The organism is Megasphaera sp. UPII 135-E (genome assembly GCF_000221545.1).
Classification (GTDB): Bacteria; Bacillota; Negativicutes; order Veillonellales; family Megasphaeraceae; genus Megasphaera; species Megasphaera hutchinsoni.
On sequence record NZ_AFUG01000021.1, the window covers coordinates 43,485 to 62,232 of the forward strand.

Annotated in this window: 21 protein-coding genes; 17 read left to right on the plus strand and 4 right to left on the minus strand. The window is 41.0% G+C overall.

Annotated elements, in window-relative coordinates:
• The 14 genes from HMPREF1040_RS03485 (at position 1) to hutW (ending at position 8,599) form a co-directional block, all read left to right on the plus strand.
• Complete coding sequence (locus HMPREF1040_RS03485) at positions 1–399, plus strand: competence type IV pilus major pilin ComGC (protein WP_007392535.1); 399 nt, start codon at positions 1–3, stop codon at positions 397–399.
• 3 nt (positions 400–402) lie between these two features.
• Positions 403–846 carry a prepilin peptidase gene (locus tag HMPREF1040_RS03490; protein WP_036257473.1) on the plus strand — a complete coding sequence of 148 codons (444 nt, stop codon included), beginning with the start codon at positions 403–405 and terminating at the stop codon, positions 844–846.
• Positions 804–1,271, plus strand: coding sequence for a hypothetical protein (locus HMPREF1040_RS03495; protein WP_007392527.1), 468 nt, complete (start codon positions 804–806; stop codon positions 1,269–1,271). Before HMPREF1040_RS03490 ends, HMPREF1040_RS03495 begins: the two co-directional genes overlap by 43 nt.
• Positions 1,264–1,617: a hypothetical protein gene (locus tag HMPREF1040_RS03500; protein ID WP_007392502.1), complete on the plus strand. Its 354-nt coding sequence runs from the start codon at positions 1,264–1,266 to the stop codon at positions 1,615–1,617. The genes HMPREF1040_RS03495 and HMPREF1040_RS03500 overlap by 8 nt, the downstream gene beginning before the upstream one ends.
• On the plus strand, positions 1,559–2,110 hold the full coding sequence (locus HMPREF1040_RS03505; RefSeq protein ID WP_141557792.1) for a hypothetical protein: 552 nt from the start codon (positions 1,559–1,561) through the stop codon (positions 2,108–2,110). The genes HMPREF1040_RS03500 and HMPREF1040_RS03505 overlap by 59 nt, the downstream gene beginning before the upstream one ends.
• Positions 2,092–2,553 carry a hypothetical protein gene (locus HMPREF1040_RS03510; RefSeq protein ID WP_007392546.1) on the plus strand — a complete coding sequence of 154 codons (462 nt, stop codon included), beginning with the start codon at positions 2,092–2,094 and terminating at the stop codon, positions 2,551–2,553. Before HMPREF1040_RS03505 ends, HMPREF1040_RS03510 begins: the two co-directional genes overlap by 19 nt.
• A 7-nt stretch (positions 2,554–2,560) precedes the next feature.
• Entirely contained in the window at positions 2,561–3,325 is a 765-nt protein-coding gene (locus HMPREF1040_RS03515; protein WP_007392537.1) for a hypothetical protein, read from the plus strand.
• A 6-nt stretch (positions 3,326–3,331) separates the two neighbouring features.
• Positions 3,332–3,889, plus strand: coding sequence for a hypothetical protein (locus HMPREF1040_RS03520; protein WP_007392557.1), 558 nt, complete (start codon positions 3,332–3,334; stop codon positions 3,887–3,889).
• Positions 3,867–4,295 carry a hypothetical protein gene (locus HMPREF1040_RS03525; RefSeq protein WP_007392551.1) on the plus strand — a complete coding sequence of 143 codons (429 nt, stop codon included), beginning with the start codon at positions 3,867–3,869 and terminating at the stop codon, positions 4,293–4,295. Before HMPREF1040_RS03520 ends, HMPREF1040_RS03525 begins: the two co-directional genes overlap by 23 nt.
• 207 nt (positions 4,296–4,502) lie before the next feature.
• Positions 4,503–5,114, plus strand: coding sequence for a MotA/TolQ/ExbB proton channel family protein (locus HMPREF1040_RS03530; RefSeq protein WP_007392517.1), 612 nt, complete (start codon positions 4,503–4,505; stop codon positions 5,112–5,114).
• Between the two features lie 12 nt (positions 5,115–5,126).
• Positions 5,127–5,531 carry a biopolymer transporter ExbD gene (locus tag HMPREF1040_RS03535; protein WP_007392522.1) on the plus strand — a complete coding sequence of 135 codons (405 nt, stop codon included), beginning with the start codon at positions 5,127–5,129 and terminating at the stop codon, positions 5,529–5,531.
• A gap of 7 nt (positions 5,532–5,538) precedes the next feature.
• Entirely contained in the window at positions 5,539–6,333 is a 795-nt protein-coding gene (locus tag HMPREF1040_RS03540) for a TonB family protein (protein WP_007392540.1), read from the plus strand.
• A gap of 118 nt (positions 6,334–6,451) precedes the next feature.
• On the plus strand, positions 6,452–6,967 hold the full coding sequence (locus tag HMPREF1040_RS03545; protein WP_007392550.1) for a flavodoxin family protein: 516 nt from the start codon (positions 6,452–6,454) through the stop codon (positions 6,965–6,967).
• A gap of 15 nt (positions 6,968–6,982) precedes the next feature.
• Positions 6,983–8,599: a heme anaerobic degradation radical SAM methyltransferase ChuW/HutW gene (gene hutW / locus HMPREF1040_RS03550; protein ID WP_007392512.1), complete on the plus strand. Its 1,617-nt coding sequence runs from the start codon at positions 6,983–6,985 to the stop codon at positions 8,597–8,599.
• Between the two features lie 101 nt (positions 8,600–8,700).
• Here the strand turns inward: hutW and HMPREF1040_RS03555 are convergent, their stop codons facing one another.
• The 3 genes from HMPREF1040_RS03555 to HMPREF1040_RS03565 all read right to left on the minus strand — a co-directional run bounded on the left by HMPREF1040_RS03555 (position 8,701) and on the right by HMPREF1040_RS03565 (position 13,598).
• Positions 8,701–10,632, minus strand: a complete 1,932-nt coding sequence (locus HMPREF1040_RS03555) for an OPT family oligopeptide transporter (RefSeq protein WP_007392492.1) — start codon at positions 10,630–10,632, stop codon at positions 8,701–8,703.
• Positions 10,633–10,904: 272 nt separating this feature from the next.
• Positions 10,905–12,233 carry a putrescine-ornithine antiporter gene (potE, locus tag HMPREF1040_RS03560; RefSeq protein WP_007392490.1) on the minus strand — a complete coding sequence of 443 codons (1,329 nt, stop codon included), beginning with the start codon at positions 12,231–12,233 and terminating at the stop codon, positions 10,905–10,907.
• A gap of 183 nt (positions 12,234–12,416) precedes the next feature.
• On the minus strand, positions 12,417–13,598 hold the full coding sequence (locus HMPREF1040_RS03565) for an acetyl-CoA C-acetyltransferase (protein ID WP_007392541.1): 1,182 nt from the start codon (positions 13,596–13,598) through the stop codon (positions 12,417–12,419).
• An 822-nt stretch (positions 13,599–14,420) separates the two neighbouring features.
• Between HMPREF1040_RS03565 and HMPREF1040_RS03570 the strand changes: the two genes are divergently transcribed.
• Both HMPREF1040_RS03570 and HMPREF1040_RS03575 read left to right on the plus strand, forming a co-directional pair.
• Entirely contained in the window at positions 14,421–15,002 is a 582-nt protein-coding gene (locus HMPREF1040_RS03570) for a hypothetical protein (RefSeq protein WP_007392555.1), read from the plus strand.
• A gap of 30 nt (positions 15,003–15,032) precedes the next feature.
• Positions 15,033–16,277 carry a deoxyguanosinetriphosphate triphosphohydrolase family protein gene (locus tag HMPREF1040_RS03575; protein ID WP_007392528.1) on the plus strand — a complete coding sequence of 415 codons (1,245 nt, stop codon included), beginning with the start codon at positions 15,033–15,035 and terminating at the stop codon, positions 16,275–16,277.
• A gap of 51 nt (positions 16,278–16,328) precedes the next feature.
• Here the strand turns inward: HMPREF1040_RS03575 and HMPREF1040_RS03580 are convergent, their stop codons facing one another.
• Entirely contained in the window at positions 16,329–16,532 is a 204-nt protein-coding gene (locus HMPREF1040_RS03580; RefSeq protein ID WP_007392533.1) for a DUF1858 domain-containing protein, read from the minus strand.
• Between the two features lie 561 nt (positions 16,533–17,093).
• On the opposite strand from HMPREF1040_RS03580, the gene HMPREF1040_RS03585 reads away from it, so the two are divergent.
• Positions 17,094–18,701 (plus strand): L-lactate permease, encoded by a 1,608-nt coding sequence (locus HMPREF1040_RS03585; protein ID WP_007392552.1) that lies wholly within the window; start codon positions 17,094–17,096, stop codon positions 18,699–18,701.
• The last annotated feature ends 47 nt before the right edge of the window (positions 18,702–18,748 follow it).

The following is an 18,748-nucleotide window of genomic DNA, read 5'->3' on the forward strand; positions in this document are numbered from 1 at the left end:
ATGACGTATTTTGGGTTAACAACGAAGCACGAAAACAAACGAGTTAGAAATGGGTTTACCTTATTGGAAATGTTGATTGTAGTGAGTATTATCATGGCTTTGGCTACGATTGCTGTACCGAAGTTTTCATCAGCGGGAAAAACGGCGAAAATAGCAAAAGTGCAAGCCGATATTCATACGATTAGCAATGCCGCCGCGTTGTATGAAATTGAAAATGGCACTTATCCAGCGAATGTAGCCGCATTAGTTAAGCCCGATAAGGGGGGGAAGGTATATTTACAAGGCGAACCGAAATTACCCGATGGCAGTGAATATACGATCGGGAAGGATGGTGTTGTGTCAGGAACTTATGCAAATAAAGTATATTCGACGGGAACGGCAACGCCTAAAAGCATGTAGGATATGATGGAACCGCTTTGGTTTTTAGGTGTAGCAGGCATTACGGCATGGATTTGTTATACCGATCTGAGGTATTATTGGATTCCTGATGGAGCCATTGTCGTACTAGTACTGTTACAGCTTGTGGCGTGGTATGAGCATCTAGCTGTTTATACACCTATAACGGTGCTTTTTATCAGTGTGTTTTTTGGTATGGTTTATTATGCGTATCCGCAAGGTCTGGGAACGGGGGATATTAAACTAGTTATCGTTTTATCCTTGGGCTGCTCCTTTTGGGAAGGGTTTGTTATGGTGTGGGTAGCCTTCTTTTTGGCCTTGCTCGTGTCGGTATGGCTGTGGTGGCGGCAAGGAGTACGTATGATTCCGTTTGCACCCTTTTTATGGAGTGGATGGTGGATTGCGAAATGCCTAGGAAATACAATTGGGGGTTGGATCGGTATAGGATAAAAAATGGGTATATTTTACTCATAGAATGCATGTTTGCATTGATTATTTTGCTCATGGTTGTTTCGTTGGTTATGCCGTTGTATCATAAACAGCGGGCAGAAAATGATGCATGTTTGTATGCACGCGTTTTGGCAATGCATTTTCAAATATCCCGTAATTATAATATGTCGTCACCACCGGGGCAAAAAAGTCGGTTTACCTTTGAGAAGGACGGGTATACGTTGTCAGATTGTTTCCCTACTTATAATGGGTATTATCCGTGTCCGCAAGGAATACACATTTATTGGCGTAATAGTAAAAAAGTGGTTTTTACTATGCGCGGACGCGTGTGGGGAACGGAAACGTTTGAACTTCAAGACGAACAGAATAAAGTACAAAAAAAGGTGGTAATTTCTTCACAGACGGGAAGGATTAGAATTGAGTAAACAAAATGGTTTTTTTTTACCTGATGCGATCATCGCGGCGTTTGTTTTTGTGTGTATGGCTGTTCCTGCCCTTATGGCGACATCTACATCACTTAAAATTTATCGTGAAACAAGGCGGCAAGTGGAATTATTAGAAATGACAAGAACGATTTTGGAAGAATGGCGTAGTGGACATCCGTATCAAGACGGGCAACATTTTCAGCGACAACAAGATAATCGCGTTTTTCTTGTGGTGCTACGGGAAAATGGTTGGCTGAATAAGAAAAAAAGGCAGGTTGAGGTGACCGATGAAGAAGGAAAGAAAGCATGTCTATGGTATACGGCGGTGTTGCCGCAAAAAATGTAACGGCTTTGTCTTGATGGAAATGATTGTGTTTTTTGTCATGGCCTTGTTTTTAACGGCAGCTATGCAAGTATGTGCCTTTCATATTCTTAAATCGGTTCAATATGGGGAGATGTTTGAAGAAATGCTACGACAACGCTTTTCGGTAGAAGATACATTGTATTCCGAAGTGCATCATAGTATTAAGCCTACAATCGGGCGAGATATGGTGAATTTGTTTGATGGTAAAAACGCGTGGCGTCTTTATTGTGGTGGCGGTATTATTTATCGGTGGTTACTTAATGATGAGATATTTGCTATGATGTCAGGCAATAAGGGACCCAATAGTTCATCGGCCGTGTATTTAACGTTACAAGAGAAGGAAAGTCGATATTTTTTCCCTTATAATAATGCCATGGAAGGCAAGGTGATTTATAGGGATAAGCGAGCACATATATATTGGCCGTACCGTTGGGTGATTACACCGTGGAGGATGGAATGGAAGGCATTAGAGTAAAGGGCAATGGTTTTTTAACATGGTATGCATTATGGTTAGGTTTTTTATTGGTCTTTTTATCGACTGGGACGACTTATTTGGCGATGCAATATTTAAAGCAAGTACCGTATAGAAAGATTTCCATGCAATTAGAATATGATGTATTTTCGTTGCTTTCTGATTGTATCGCCGAAATACAAGGGAAAGCTATTGGCGAAGATAAAACAGATTTTTTAGCTAGACCTGTGCAAGAATGGAAAAAAGCACATCCGGAACAATTCATATATCGAGAGCATACATACCAAGATCCCCATTTTAATGGCTATCCTATTAAAGGGGAGATACATATTCGGCTTTATGACACGAAAAATCGTATTGGTAAAGCTGGCACGGTACAGACAGAAACTAGAAAAAATGAAGACGGTACGTTTCACACGGTAATTATATCTGTAGTTCGAAGGTGAGAAGAAAATGAAACGACATAAGATAATTATTTGGATTTCTACGGAAAACGTATATATTGTAGAGGTGCATCGGCGTTTTAATCGTTATCCCTTTGCCTATGAAGGAAGTACATATAAGCGACATTACCAAGAGGATGAATCGGAACAAGGATGGGAACGGTTAATGGCATCACTGGTACAAATATATCAATGGGAACAGTGTGATTTTTCAGTTGTCTTAAGTGGTCCGTCTTTACAGTGGAAAGAATCATTTTTTCCCGTGTATACGCGTACGCAAGCGTTGGAGTTATGTTTATGTGAAATCGAAGAGGCTTGTGGCAATGTGGAGTTTGCCTATGATGTGACGCGTGTTGGGAAGATGAAAGAAAATGGTATGTATGCTTGGATTTGGAGTGCTTATCCGGAAGCACTTGTACGGATCGTGTATCACATGTTACAACGTGATAAAAATCGTGTACGCTCTATTGAGGCACTTCCTATGTATATTGCTCGTTGGCTTCCCGCAATTAGGGGAAATGCGTATGTAGGGGAAGGTAAGGTCATTCATCGTATCAACGTAAAAGAAGGTATACCCTATGGATATGATGTCATTGATGAGTTGCCCGTAAAGGGAAAAATTTATTTACAGTCGCAGGAAAAATCGTCAGAAGAAGCTTTTCTTCTTTGGCAAGATGAGAAAGAGGATGCATGGGAAATGAGTCCGTTTTTAGAGGTGTATGCACGTGGTTTTCAGTGGCATTTATCGTTGCTAACAGCGATTTTAACGGGGTAAACAGTAATGAAACAGAGAGTACAGCTTAATTTATTGCCTACGGATATCAAGCAACAGCGAAAACGGTTAGCGAGAAAACAATGGTGGTACATAGGGTGTGCATTGTCATTGTTTTGTTGGGGGAGCTGTATGGCTTATATGATGTATGCTACGGTTAGCATACGCACGATACAGCAACAATATAGTCAACAGGGAAAAAAGGTACAGATATCATGGCAAAAAGAAAAAGAGCGGCAAGCACGGTGGCAAGCATTTGTGGATGAACAGGAACAGGATGTGGATCTTGAGACGGATATCTCCCTATTGATTTCATTGGCTATGACGAAACCCAACGACATACGGTTTTTGTCTTGGCAACGGGAAGATAAGCGAATCTTAATTGGTGGTGAAGCGGAACAGCGGGAAGGGGTTTATAGGTGGCAAGAAAAGCTACAAATGGAACCGCGTATAGGTGCAGTATTAGTAAAAAAGGCCGACTCGGCTACCGCTGGGATGCAGCCATTTGAAATGTGGATACAACTAGAGAACAAGGAGGATGCCCATGGAGATGGAAAAGAGCGGTAAATGGTGGCTATATGCATTGCTTGGAGGTATGATAGTAATACACGGAGGATGCATATATTATACCCATCATCTTTATGACCAATTGCAGGCATGGAAGCATGTGCAAGCACAAGTACAAGATCAGACGCCTTTACGCATGGGTGTTTTTCCACCCGCATCACCGCAACATCTGGTTGAAACAGTAGAAGAAATAGCACAATCCCTACATATGAATATATTGCGTACGAATATAACGGATGATGGCACGACTTGTGAAATTGATGTGGAAAGTGATTTTTTTCAACTGTTATTGTATTTGGAAATGTTATCGGAACGATTATATACGACAGAAGTAAAATTATTGCGATTTGAAAGAAACGATATAGGTTCACAAGCAACGGTACAGATTTTAACTGAAAAGTCATAAAAGGAAATTTATGCACCATATGCATGGATTTCCTTTTTTTATAACAAAATGTCGGAATGGAGTATTTTTTGTCGTAATGGAGTAGACAAAAAAAGGATAGATTGATATGATACAAACATGATAATCGCTATCGAAAATGGGAGTAGTGGATATCGACATATATGTTGATTTTTCAGCAGAGTATTTATTTTATAAGGAGTGTGCGGAATGGAAGGATTACAGTATTGTTTGCATTTGTTTAGAAGTGGTGGTATTGTTATGTACCCTATGCTATTGTTATCGATTTTTACAGTAGCAATTGCGATTGAACGTAGTTTTTATTATCGGGCAAATCGGAAAAATTCAAAGCAGTTTTTTGCACAGGTTGAAGAGTTGGTAAAGGCAAAAAAATGGTCGGAAATTGCACAGCTCTGCAGTGAATCTCAAACCGCAATTAGTCGTATTATTCTCGGAGGCTTACAGCACGATGAAAGTGAAACTGCAATGAAAGATGGATTTGCAGAACAAGTAACCGTTGAAGCGGTTGGCTTCCGTAGATATTTAGATTATTTAAGTGCTATTGTAACAATTTCTCCTTTACTCGGATTGTTAGGTACGGTTACAGGGATGATTGGTACGTTTAGTATTTTAGATAATGGTGCTGGTGCAACAGCCATTACAGGTGGGATTGGCGAAGCGTTGATTGCAACCGCATCCGGTTTGTGTGTAGCGATTATATCATTTTGTGTATATACCTATTTTGATCATCAATTAGATACGATTATTACGGATACGGAAAAATTATGTGCGATTGTCTTTAATGCATGGAAAACAAAATAGGAGGTATAGCGAATGTTTACGAACTTGAGAACAAAGAGGAAACCGATGTTCATGATCATACCTATGATTGATATCATCTTTTTCCTTTTAGTGTTTTTCATGATGAACAGTTTGCAGACGGTGGCACAAAAAGCGTTGTCTGTGCAATTGCCCCAAGCACAGCATGCTTCAGCACCTGTACAAATGCCCATCATTATTACAGTTGACGCACAAGGGCATATTACATTGGATAATAAACCCGTTAGCATTCAAGAAGCAACGGTAATGATGAAACAGCATATGGCAGAAAATCCGGAAGCAGCGGTCGTGTTACAGGCGGATAAAAACACCATACATGGACAAGTAGTTGCAGTTATGGATATGTTGAAGTCAAGTGGTGTAAAACGATTGGCGATTGCGGCAGAACAGAAGGGATGAGGACATCATGCGGAGATTTAGTTGGAAAAGGGCGTATGCCTGCTCTGCTGCTGTTCATATCTTAGTTCTTGGGATTGCTGCATTCTGCGTAGCGGGACAAGTGCTACATCAAGAAAAACAACAAATGTATGTAGTTGATTTGGATGATGGTGATATGAGTCAAGGGAGTGGTCATGCTGGAGGAGGAGGAGGAAGTGACAGCAATGAGCTATTCCCCGATAAATTATCCGAAAAAGAAGTAGCAGAAAAAGTAACACAAGTAGAAGCAAATCAATCGATACCACAAGAAATACCGAAACAAGCGGTAATGACGAAGGCCGTAGCTAGTTCAGGTAATGTTGGTAAGGCGACTACGTCCGGTCATGGTTCTGGTGGTAGTGGATCTGGAACGGGTGGCGGTATCGGTTCAGGAACAGGTCGTGGAACTGGTTCGGGTGTTGGCGATGGTCATGGCTACGGTAAAGGTAGTGGAGATGGTCAAGGCAGTGGCTATGGTAATGCATCAGGAACAGGTAGTAGTCCTTTTGATAAAGCTGGTTTTAGAGCTAGAATTGATAGTCATAAACAGTATCCGCCGATGGCAGTGAAACGGCATATTCAAGGAAACGTTACAATTCAAACGACACTAGATGGAAATGGGAATTGTCTTGGTGTGGCTGTAGTGGCTTCTTCAGGGCAAGCAATGTTGGATAGTGCCGCCGTGCGTGCGGCTCGTGCAGCATGCCCGTACCCCAATGCAACGAAAAAGAAGATTACGGTTACGACAACAGTGCGATTTGAATTAGAGGACGATGATGAATAGGAATATGATGTTGGTTATGATGTAAGTGGAGTGACGATAATGTAACTTTGTTAGGCATTATCGTCTCTTTACTACATATAACATATATGTGTTTATATTTTTTTATGAGGTGATAGGTATGAAAGCAATTGTATTATATTCTACTCGTACAGGAAATACGAAAAAAGTAGCGGAAGCGGTTACAAAAGGATTACCGGCAGGTACACTCTGTTTGTCTGTAACTGATGCACCAGCTAATATAGATGAATACGACTGTGTATTTGTCGGATATTGGGTAGATCGCGGTTTTCCCGATGCAGCAGCGAAAGAATGTATTAGTAAATTAACGAATGCTCATGTAGCTTTATTTGGTACGTTGGGAGCAGACCCAGATTCAGAACATGGTTCTATGTGCATTAAAAATGCGAATTCCGTAGTACCAGAAGGCTGTACTATTGAAGATTCGTTTATTTGTCAGGGAGCGGTAGATCCTAAAATTATCGCGATGATGTATAAACAATTCCCGCAGGGTCATCCCCATGGTCAGTCGGCAGAACGCGATGCCCTACATGCACGGGCAGCAAAGCATCCGGATGAAACAGATTTGGATCATGCAACGAAATTTGCTACTCGCGTATGGAGTCATGTGCAATAATAAGAGGAGAACATTATGAGTTTACAAACATTATTTGATAGTTTAACAGAAGAACAACAGATTTTTCAATTTGGTGCACCAACGGATAATCCGTTGGCGAACGCATTTCCTCGTAAACGTGTTGTACATGCCGGCTTAAATGGAACTGTGGTAGCTCCGGCTGAGTCACAACAAATTTGGCAGGAGTTAATGTCTAAACCACCGAAGACAAAAGAAACACAAATGGCGTATATTCATATTCCCTTTTGTAAGACGAAGTGCTTATATTGTGGCTTTTTCCAAAATGGCACGAGTCAATCGGTGGAAGATCAGTATATTGATAAGTTAGTTCAAGAAATTGAAATGGAAGCGAAAAATCCACGTTTGCGTGATGGTTTAATTCATGCCTTATTTATTGGTGGCGGTACGCCGACATCTCTTTCTACAAAAAATATGGAACGGTTATTACAAACCATTCAGAAATGTTTGCCCTTGGCTAACGACTATGAATTAACGCTAGAAGGTAGAATTCATGATGTTATTCCAGAAAATATGGATGTATGGTTTGCCAATGGGGTGAATCGTGTATCTTTGGGGGTACAATCATTTCATACGGATATTCGACAAAATGTTGGTCGTTTAGATGACCAAGAAACAGTACTAAAAAGATTAGAGGAATTGCGGTCATATAATCAAGCGTCAATTGTTATTGACTTGATTTATGGATTGCCCGGACAAGATATGGATAAGTGGAAAGAAGATTTAGATCTGCTTATTGCCTCTAAAGTAGATGGCTGCGATTTATATCAATTGAATGTATTTGATGGCAGTGATCTAAATAAAGCGATTGTTTCGGGAAAATTGCCGGCCGCTGCAACGACGGAATACCAGTCGCAGATGTTTTTATTTGGGAAAAATTATTTGGCACAACATGGATATAAACGTTTGAATATTTGTCACTGGAGCTCAACAAACCGAGAACGGAGTTTATATAATACGTTAGCTCGTTCATCTGCACCGATGTTCCCTTTTGGTAGTGGCGCAGGCGGACATATTGATGGCTATTCTACGATGCTTCATCGGATTATTCAGCCGTATGAAGCTTATGTGGCACAAGGGAAAAAACCGTTTATGGCATTAATGAAGCAGTCCCCGTTAGAACCGATTGTCGAAGAAGTGCAATCGCAATTTGAAATGGGTTTTATCCATTTAGAAAAGATTGTTGCTTTTGATGAACGGTTACAAGGGTTAGATTGGTTGTTTTCTTTGTGGGAAAAACGCGGTCTAATTTCATTTAATGGCTTTCGGTATGATTTGACTGATGCTGGTCAATTTTGGCAAGTTAATTTAACGCAATCTACGTTAGAATGCATTCAATATCTCATGACAGGAAAAAATGCTATTGCTATGGAAAAAGTTGCAGCCCAAGATTCGGAAAAGGCATCCGCTATGGTGGAAGCGATGAAGAAGATGAAGGAAATGTATACTGGTCATGGTGTAGAAGTGATGAAGAAAATGGCAGAAATGGGAGCAGCACATGGTAAAGAGGGGAAAGCGGCTGCTAGTCCGATGGAACGCATGGCTGAAGCGATGAATAATATGAGTCCTGAAGAGTTACAAGCTGTTATGAAACGCATGATGGGTGGCGAATAAAGAATTTGCTGATTAGGATAAAATAAGTGTATCGTAAAATGGTTGATGACATAAAAAAAGAGTGCTTATAAAGCACTCTTTTTATTTTCCTTGTAGAGCAATTATTTTGCTCTTTTTGACATGAAGTAGATAAAGCAGCCCATGCCAATGTATGTGAGGATACCGAGGTAGGTTGCACCTGGTGTTGTTACCCAGTTTTCCATAAACCAATGAATGCCAGCGATGTGTAACACAGCACTGATCAAGCTACCGATAGCCCCTCCTGCAACGAAACCGGACGCAATGGTATTGCCCTCATGGAGTCTCAATTCATTGATAATATCGCTCTTGCTGCTATGAGAAACGAGGTAGGAAATAATACCGCCAATTAATACGGGCGTGTTGATTTCCATCGGTAAATATGCACCTAAGGCGAAAGCCAGCGGGGGAACTTTAATCATCCACATGAGAAACGCGAGGAACGCACCAGCCATGTATAACGGCCAAGGAGCCATACCACCGTCCATCATTGGTTTAACGATGGCAGCCATCGCATTGGCTTGCGGTGCGGCTAAGGCGTGTTCACCTGTAAAGCCGTATGCATTGTTTAAGAGGAAGATAACGCCAACGGAAACAACACCAGCTAAGATAATGGATACTAGTTGCCATTGTTGCATTTTTTTCGGTGTAGCACCAGTAATATAGGCGACTTTTAATTCAGACATGAAGTTACCTGCAACGGCAAGGGTTGAGCAAAGAAATGCCGCCATCATTAAAATAGCAATGATACCACTTTCACCACGCATGCCAGCAGCACTCATGATTACGGCAGATACGATAATCATAAAGATGGTCATTCCTGATACGGGTTCATTCCCCGTAAAGGCAATCGAGCTGATACCTACTACGGATAGCATAAACGCAAAGATGAGGATGATGATAAATGCCAAAATTGTTTGAACTAAGGTGTCCGCACAAGTAATGTGGAAGAAAATCGCGAATAAGATGGTCATGAGCAAAGTGCCGATAGCGATTTGGCTCATTGGCAAATCCCGTTGTGTCCGCAATAAGCCGGTTGAGCCAGTGGCATTACCGGAAAAGATATCAACGAAAGCTCGTTTTATAACTCGTGCAACGACACCAGACATGGAGATAAGTCCGATAATACCTGCCATGGCAAGCATGCCGATACCGATATGGCGGACATACTGATTGAAGACTTCACGCATCGGCGCTTGTGACAATAACATAGCTTGTCCGTCTACGGTCATGAGGTGGTCACCGCCTAAGTAATAGATTACTGGTAAGCAGACGAACCAGGAGAAAAATGAACCGGCTGCAATGATTGCGGCATAACGGATACCAGTAAAATAGCCGATCCCGAGTAAAGCCGCATCGCTATCCAAACTAAGCATGAGTTTATATTTATCCGCAATGGATTGTCCCCACGTAAAGGTTTGGGTAGATAAGACTTCACGCCACCAGCCGAGGGTGTTTAAAACAAAGTCATAGCCCATTGCGAGCAGACCGCTACCGATCATGATGCGTGCTTTAGAGCCTTCGTTACATTGTAACACTTCTGCTGCTGCTCGACCGGCCGGGAAAGGATAGGCGGCATCCATTTCTTCACAAAAATAACGGCGGAACGTTGTTGCTAAAAATACCCCTAAAATACCGCCTAAGATGATGGGAATGATCATTTGAACGAAGGAAACACCATGGAGATTAAGAATAAAAAGTGCAGGTAAAATAAACATGGTGCCGCCTAAAATGTTTGTTCCTGCACTGGCAATCGCCTGGATATGCACGGTTTCAGGGAAAGCATTTTTTCGTTTAAACATGATAGCCATACCCATTGCTAAGACTGATACGGGTGCAAAGGCATCAACCGTTTGCCCTATTTTCAAGCACAGATAGCCAACGGCAAGTGAAAATAAAGCGGCAAAAAATAGTCCCCAACCAACAACATAGGAATTGATTTCTGCATATGATTGGTGAGGTGACATGGGTGGATCATAGACTGATTTTTCTTTTTTTTCGGATACATCAGACATGATTAAAAACCTCCTTTTTTTTATGTACTATTGTGGTATAAATAGCTACTTTTATTGTATGAAGAATAGGGAGAGAAGTCAACGATGAAGGGAATGCGTAAATAGTATACAAAGAAGGGATGGATTAATTTTATAGATAACACTTTGGATGTAGGGGTTTGTCAACAAAAATGTCATTATAGATAAAAGAAAAAAAGAAGAAAAGCGTGCTTTTTTTTTGCAAACACTTTCTTCTTTTTAGCGTATGTTATATATTTTTGATTACTTATTATTTATTTATTTATTTCCATTATTCGTTGTTTAGCAAGCGCAAAACGAATGACATAAATAAGCCAACCCGTGAGGAGGGCGACACCACCACCGATACAAGTCATCAAGGACAAGGTTGTCAAGGCGTAGAGACAGTAGATGATAGAAATGGTCGCTAAGGCATAGGTGGTGCGTGTTGTCCAGACCGTCCGCAAGGGGTGTTCTTTTTTGATGATACTTCGCAACGCAGCAGCACATAATATATAAGGAATGATATTAGTTACAACGGCTAAATTCGCCATCATTTCAAATTGTTTTGTTAAGGACGGGCTAATCGAGGCGATAGAGAGAATACTTTGTATCGCGAGGATAGCCAGTAGTCCTTTTATAGGTACGTCTGCCCGGGTGACTTTGGCGAATATTTTCGGAAATAGTCCACGTTGTGCACTGGTTTTAAAGACTCGTGCCAGCGTAAATTGCCATGAAAGAAGGGACCCGGCACAAGCGATAACCATCATGCCCATGACGAGTTTTCCTGCAAGCGATCCGAACATGTACGTGAAGACTAGTCCGAAAGGAGCGTGAGATGACACAATTTCATGATATGGAATAATGCCGGAAATGATGTTCGTTGACACGATATAGATGATAGCAACGCCGAGAGTACTGAAAAATGTTGCTAATGGCACGGAACGTTGCGGATTTTCTACGGCATCCATATTGACGGCTGCCGATTCAAGACCAAGAAAAGACCATAAGGTGAGGGAAATAGATGTTCCAATTGCCGTGCTATATGGATAATGGTGGGGATTCCAAGCCGCTATCCAGACGGTAGGGGAGAACCACAACCAACCACAGATGGATAAAATAAGAATAGGCAAAATCGAACCCCAAATGGCAATTGAACTAAGTTTTCCTGAGTAGTGGGAGCCATTAAAGTTGAGGACGGCTGTTAGCCAAAGCAAGGCTATCGTATAGACACAGGTTTGGATAGGAGAGAAGACCGTCCCTAAAAAGGCGGCACCATAACCGATTGCCGAAAGGGCGATTGCCACGTTCGCAATAACGATAGAAATAGCATAGGCGTAACTCGCTAAAAAATGTCCGAAACGACCAAACGCATATTCGGAATATCCCCCCATACCACCGTCTTTCGTGGAAAACATGCCACAGCGTGCAAAGGTAATCGATAAAGCAAGCGAACCTAGTGCTGTGACGAGCCAAGAGAGGATGGAAATGGTACCGACTTCAGCTAACTTGGTAGGTAGCATGATGATACCGGCACCCATCATATTGGCAGCGGTAATAAAGGTTAATTGGAGTAATGACATTTTTCGACGAGTTGATTTCATTATCAGTCCTTCTTTCTCTATATCTATGTATCTTGTTACAAGTATATCAATTCTAGCATTTTTAGAAGCAAAATAAAATACTTTTTTATTAAAAAATAACGCTTTTTTTGCGTTGACTTAGATAGAGGAAAAGCCTACTCGTCATATTGACAAGTAGGCTTTGATGGGTATGATAAATGTTGATTATTTTAAGTTTTCTACAACGCAAGCCGCACCTTGTCCGCCACCGATGCAAAGTGTAGCTAAGCCGTATTTCCCTTTTTCTTGTTGTAATGCATAGAGCAAGGTAACTAAAATACGTGCACCAGATGCACCAATGGGATGTCCTAAAGCGATGGCACCACCGTGAATGTTTACTTTCTTCATGTCAAGACCGAGCGTACGGCAACAATGAACAGCTTGTGCAGCAAATGCTTCATTTGCTTCGATAACATCCAAATCAGATGCTTTTAAGCCGGCCTTATCCAACGCTTTCTGCGAAGAAGGAATCGGACCTGCACCCATGATGCTCGGATCGATACCGGCGGAAGCGTAGCTCACAATTTTAGCAAGTGGTTTAATGCCCAATTCTTTTGCTTTATCAGCAGACATGATGACGAAAGCTGCTGCACCATCGTTAATTCCGGATGCATTGCCGGCCGTTACGGTGCCATCTTTTTTGAAAGCAGGTTTTAAGCCAGACAAGCTTTCGACAGTTGTATTATCACGAGGGAATTCGTCCGTATCAAAGATGATATCACCTTTTTTCGATTTCATGACAACGGGTACAATTTCATCTTTAAATAAGCCGCCTTTGATAGCTGCACACGCATGTTGTTGTGATGCTGCTGCGAGAGCATCTTGGTCAGCACGACTTACGTCGTATTGAGCCGCTATATTTTCAGCGGTAATACCCATATGATAATCATTGAAAGCATCCCACAAACCATCTTTAATCATTGTATCAACGAGGGTACCATTGCCCATGCGATAGCCCCAACGTGCTTTTGGCATAGCGTAGGGAGCTTGCGACATATTTTCCATACCACCGGCAATTACGATATCGGCATCACCAGCTTTTATCATTTGTGCTGCTAAGGTAACACAACGTAAACCGGAACCGCATACTTTATTAATCGTCATAGCAGGAATTTCTACGGGCATACCCGCTTTAATCATAGCTTGTCTAGCTGGGTTTTGTCCGCTGGCAGCTTGTAATACGTTCCCCATAAGTACTTCATCTACTTGTGCGGCAGAAATACCAGCACGTTTAATAGCTTCGGCAATAACGATACCGCCTAATTCAGCAGCTGGTACGTCTTTTAAACTACCACCGTATTTACCAATAGCCGTACGGCATGCACTTGCAATTACTACTTCTTTCATGATGACCACTCCTTTTAATATTAGCTCTTTGGGGTACAGCATGCGTTTTGCTATACTCAAACACACGATGACCAATTGTTTGTTTTTAGAAAAATAATAGTTCTAAAATTCACAAACTATCTATACTTATAGTAAGAGTTTTTATCTTGAAATGCAAGTATATTTTTACTATTTGTCATGCAAAATGTGCAAACCTGAACGAAGAGAATTAAAAAAAATCATGAAAATAGTATTTTATCCGCTAATATTCGTCGTTTAATCATAAAAATAGGTCATTCGTTTTATAATAGATGATTTATAAAAAGAGATATATTACATAAAATATGTGTATATAAACGTGAAAACTGGTACAAAAGCAACAAAAAAGCGGAAACCCTAAAAGTTTCCGCTTTTTTGCTGTGTATGAGTGAATAAGAGAGCTACTACCATTGATTCACGACAAAGGGGTAAGCAAGTAAGAGGATTACCCCAATCATGAATTTAATATAAGGATGAAGTGATACCATATATATTCCCCCCTCGTGATCTAACTATGTATAGGTCTGTGTACACCGTTAGCATACCGATGTAAGGGAAGAAAAGCAAATATAAAAAAAGGATAGCCCCTGAGGCAAAGATGATATTAAATGATATTGATAATCGAATTATGTTGTTTTTATCGTTTAAGAGAGGAATAACCGTTAAAAATAAGATAAATGGGGAATGGTATTTGTTATTTAATAAAAATGTAGTATAGTAAAAATAAGTGCTGGAGTATGGCGAGAATCTCTTTTCGACAGGGTACTCGGGTATACGGATAATGAAAAAAGTGAGGAGATATGAATGGGTGTATGGGATACGTTACGCAAGAGCGACAGAAATCGCACACGGCTGGAACAAATGTATGAAGACGCTTATGCGTTGTGCAATTCGCCGACACGGCAGAATGAAACATTAGGACCTAAGGAACGGCAACGTGTAGAAATGGGTGTCGCCTGTGAGCAAATAGCTAACGGAACGGGTGAATTTGGTCGCACGGTGACCAATCCTATTCCCGTAAATGGCTTATTTGGTGCATGGACGTATTTATCACGGTTGCGTTGGATGCAGACGGGATCTAAGGTGTTTTTTCACCAATTACGACAGGAAGGAGCAATTATGGTCTTTGCACTTATTAATCGCAGCGGTACATGGCAGGATACATTGTATGTAGATCCATATCATCCGTATGCGTCGCGTCATCGACCAAAGGGATATATGTTAGAAAAAGAGTTCGTTTTTCCACGGGGCGTGACAACGCATATAGTCGCATTTCCACAAGGGTTGTATCGGTATATTCAACAAGAAGCAAAACGGCGGTTAGGAATAGCATTAGCCGATGAAGAAGGAAAGTATATCCAAGTAGAGAAGACAACGTATCCTTAAAAGGAATGGACAGGGATAGGAGGCAATAAGATGAAATTAGCATTTCAGCAAGTTCGTATGGATGAACAACATCCGCATTGGAAACAAGCGATTTCTCGTATGCAGCCGTTGTATAAACGAAAAAATGACTTTCGTACGGAGTTTGGTCGTGATTATACGCGGATCCTTCACTCGACCGCATATAGCCGGTTGAAATATAAGACACAAGTTTTTTTTACGACTCAAAATGATCATATTTGCACTCGTATCGAACATGTTAATCATGTCGCCTCAGTAAGTAAAACGATTGGCTATTATTTAGGGTTAAATACGGAATTGATAGAAGCGATTGCCACGGGTCATGACTTAGGGCATGCTCCTTTTGGTCATTTGGGTGAACGGATTTTACGGGATATTTGTAAACGAGAAATCGGTGAATCTTTTTGGCATGAACGTCAAGGGTTACGAATTGTCGATGGAATTGAAACCTTGCTTGCTCCTGATGGTTCGATGGTCAATATGTGCTTGACCTATGCTGTACGTGATGGCATTATCAGTCATTGCGGTGAAGTCCGTGATACGATACTGCGACCACGTGAAGAAGCGATTGATTTAAATATTATTTCCCATCCACATGAATACGAACCATATACGTGGGAAGGGTGTGTCGTGAAGATTGCCGATAAAATAGCCTATTTAGGACGTGATATTGAAGATGCGTTGCGACTGGATTTAATTACGGAAAAAAGCGATCCCGTACGCATGTTAAAAAAGAAACTGGCAGATCATGCGAATATAAAAAATCCTACGTTGACGAACACTTCTATTATGTATCCTTTGATTACGGATATTTGTGAAGAAAGTACGCCTGAACGCGGCTTAGTGTTATCAGAGGAAAATATTGCCTTAATGAATATTATAATGAATTTCAACTATCGTTATATTTATCGTCATCCTCGGTTAAAAGTCTATCATAATTATGCAGCGTTGATTATTCGTTCCATCTATGAGGCCCTGGCACATTGCTATGATGGGAGAAATACGATAAATCGTATACAAGCGTTACAAGATGATTATCCCATCTTAGGAACGCATTTTTTGGAACGCCTTTATAAATATTCGGATATCGGACGGAAATGGGTCAACGTTGATGCTTTTGGCAATCCTTATGGTAATCAGATCATCTATGCTATTACAACGGATGAAAAAGCTTATCGCCAAGCTTGTGTTGATTATATTGCCGGTATGACCGATCGCTATGCGGAAAAACTATTCCAAGAAATGACGACTTTATAAGAAAAAAAGCAAAAAAAAAGCGTGTCACCCTTGAGGTAGACACGCTTTTATTTATTCTGGATTTGCTATGGCATCATTAATATCGGCGATTAATGCATCGACATCAATACCGTGAGCACCGGCTCCTTGACCGATAGTTTCAAAATGCGCGGCCATACAACCGACACAACCTAAGCCGTAATCTTGAAAAATTTCAACAATTTGTGGGTACTGTTGAACGGCTTCAATGATGCTGGAATCTTTGGTGATAACCATGTTTGTATCCTCCTTATATATCCCTTTCATACGACCCCTTTATAGGGTTACTGATTATATTATACCATATTTTAGTTGGTTGTATACACTTCTTTTCTCCCTACCTGCACAGGAAGGGACGGGAAAATCCCGTTTGATTGCATGGAAAAAATCATGACTTAAAGTAATTCGTATTTAGAATAATACGTAATACCAATCGCGCAAAGATAAAAATGAAAACGAATATCAACTAACCTTTTAAGGAAAAAAAGAAAAAGTAATTATAAAATAAACGATAATGCGAAAAAATATCATATAATATGAAAATATATACCGCAAAAGAATAAAAAAATATAAGCCTTGCAATAATGGTATACTATATTGATTTATTCACTATATGCATTATAATGATAAAAGAAACACAAGGCAACGGCTTAATGCATGACCGCATACAGCGGTAGTAACAGTCTTTTGCACATGGTGTTGAAGAAAGTTGGTATGTCCTCGTGAGAAGGGAGACATGCAAGGCAAGAAATGCAGGAAACACAACGCTCCATGCAGGAGTAGAAAGGGTGAATCGTTATGAGTGCTTTAGATGTATTTTTATCAGTATTGCCGATTTTATGGCTTCTCATTGGCTTGACCGTGTTAAAGATGGCCGCTTGGAAAGCCTGCGGTATTGCAGCAATTATTTCGTTTATTATTTCTGTTGGACCTTTTAGCAAAGCTCCCGTCATTATGCTTTCGGGTGCGTTAGAAGGGGTAGCATTAGCCGTATGGCCAATTTTGTTGGTTATTACAGCTGCTATTTTTACGTACAACTTGGTTGTCCATACTAAAGCGATGGAAACCATTAAGACCATGCTGACGAGTGTGAGTCCGGATAAACGGATTCTTGCCTTGCTCTTAGCTTGGGGCTTTGGTGCTTTTATGGAAGGGATGGCTGGCTTTGGTACAGCCGTTGCTATTCCGGCAGCCATGATGGTGGCGTTAGGCTTTGATCCGCTCAAATCCATTTTAGCATGCCTCGTAGCAAACTCCGTACCGACAACCTTTGGTTCTATCGGTATTCCTACGACGACATTAGCTTCATTGACCGGACTTGATCCAATAGAATTGGGCAGTTTTATTTCGACGCAATTGTTTATCCTCAATGTGCTTAGTCCATTTTTGGTAGTTGCTATCGTATGCGGTGGGGTTAAAGCATTGAAAGGGGTATTCTTGCCGACACTTATTGCAGGCTTAGCTTTGGCAGTACCCGAACTTATTATTACCATGGCGGTAGGTCCGGAACTTGCCGTGATGATTTCGTCGATAATTGTTATGGGTGCAATTATTATTTGTGCTAAAATCTTTAAAACGGACGCACCCGAATATCGTTGCGACGCTGACGTTCGTCCTGTTTCTGGCAGCGAAGGCGTGACGGCAGCAATGCCATTTATCTTGATTTTTATCCTTCTCATATTGACTTCAAAATTAGTACCAGCTATCAATGGACCGTTAAGTGCTATTAAGACGACCGTACCTATCTATTTAGGGGAACATGCAAAACCCTATACGTTTGTATGGATTGTTACACCGGGCATTATGATTTTCATCTCCGCCTTTTTGGGTGGCGCATATCAAAAAGCGAAATTAGGTGAAATGTTAAGTGTTTTAGGTACGACCTTTGCTAATTTGAAATTCACGTATGTTACGATCATCGCTGTTGTTGTAACAGCAAAACTTATGACGTACAGTGGTATGACCGCTACATTAGCAAGTGCCTTAGTAGGTGCTACTGGTACGGCTTATCCTGCTTTTGCTCCCTTTGTGGGTGCTATTGGTGGTTTTATTACGGGTTCCGGTACGAATAGTAACGTTCTCTTTGGACCATTGCAGACAGCTGCAGCAGCACAATTGCATCCGGGAAATGGTGCATTGGCATCGTGGTTGGCTGCGGCTAGCTCGGGTGCGGCTGGTACAGGAAAAATGTTCTCACCCCAAAGTATTGCCATCGGTATTGGTGCAGTTGCACCGGCCTTAGAAATTTTCATTAAAGAAAAGAACTTGGTTGGCGATAAAGCTGAAGCACTACGGAAAAGCATTCAAGCAAATGTTATTATGCAAAGCGTTGCAAAATACTTTATTCTGTATGTTATCATTAGTGGGTTGATTAGTTTCTTTGGTATGACCATTTTCCTTCACTAAGAAAAGAGAAAGTACGTTAGAGATAAACAAATATAAAAAAAGCGTGA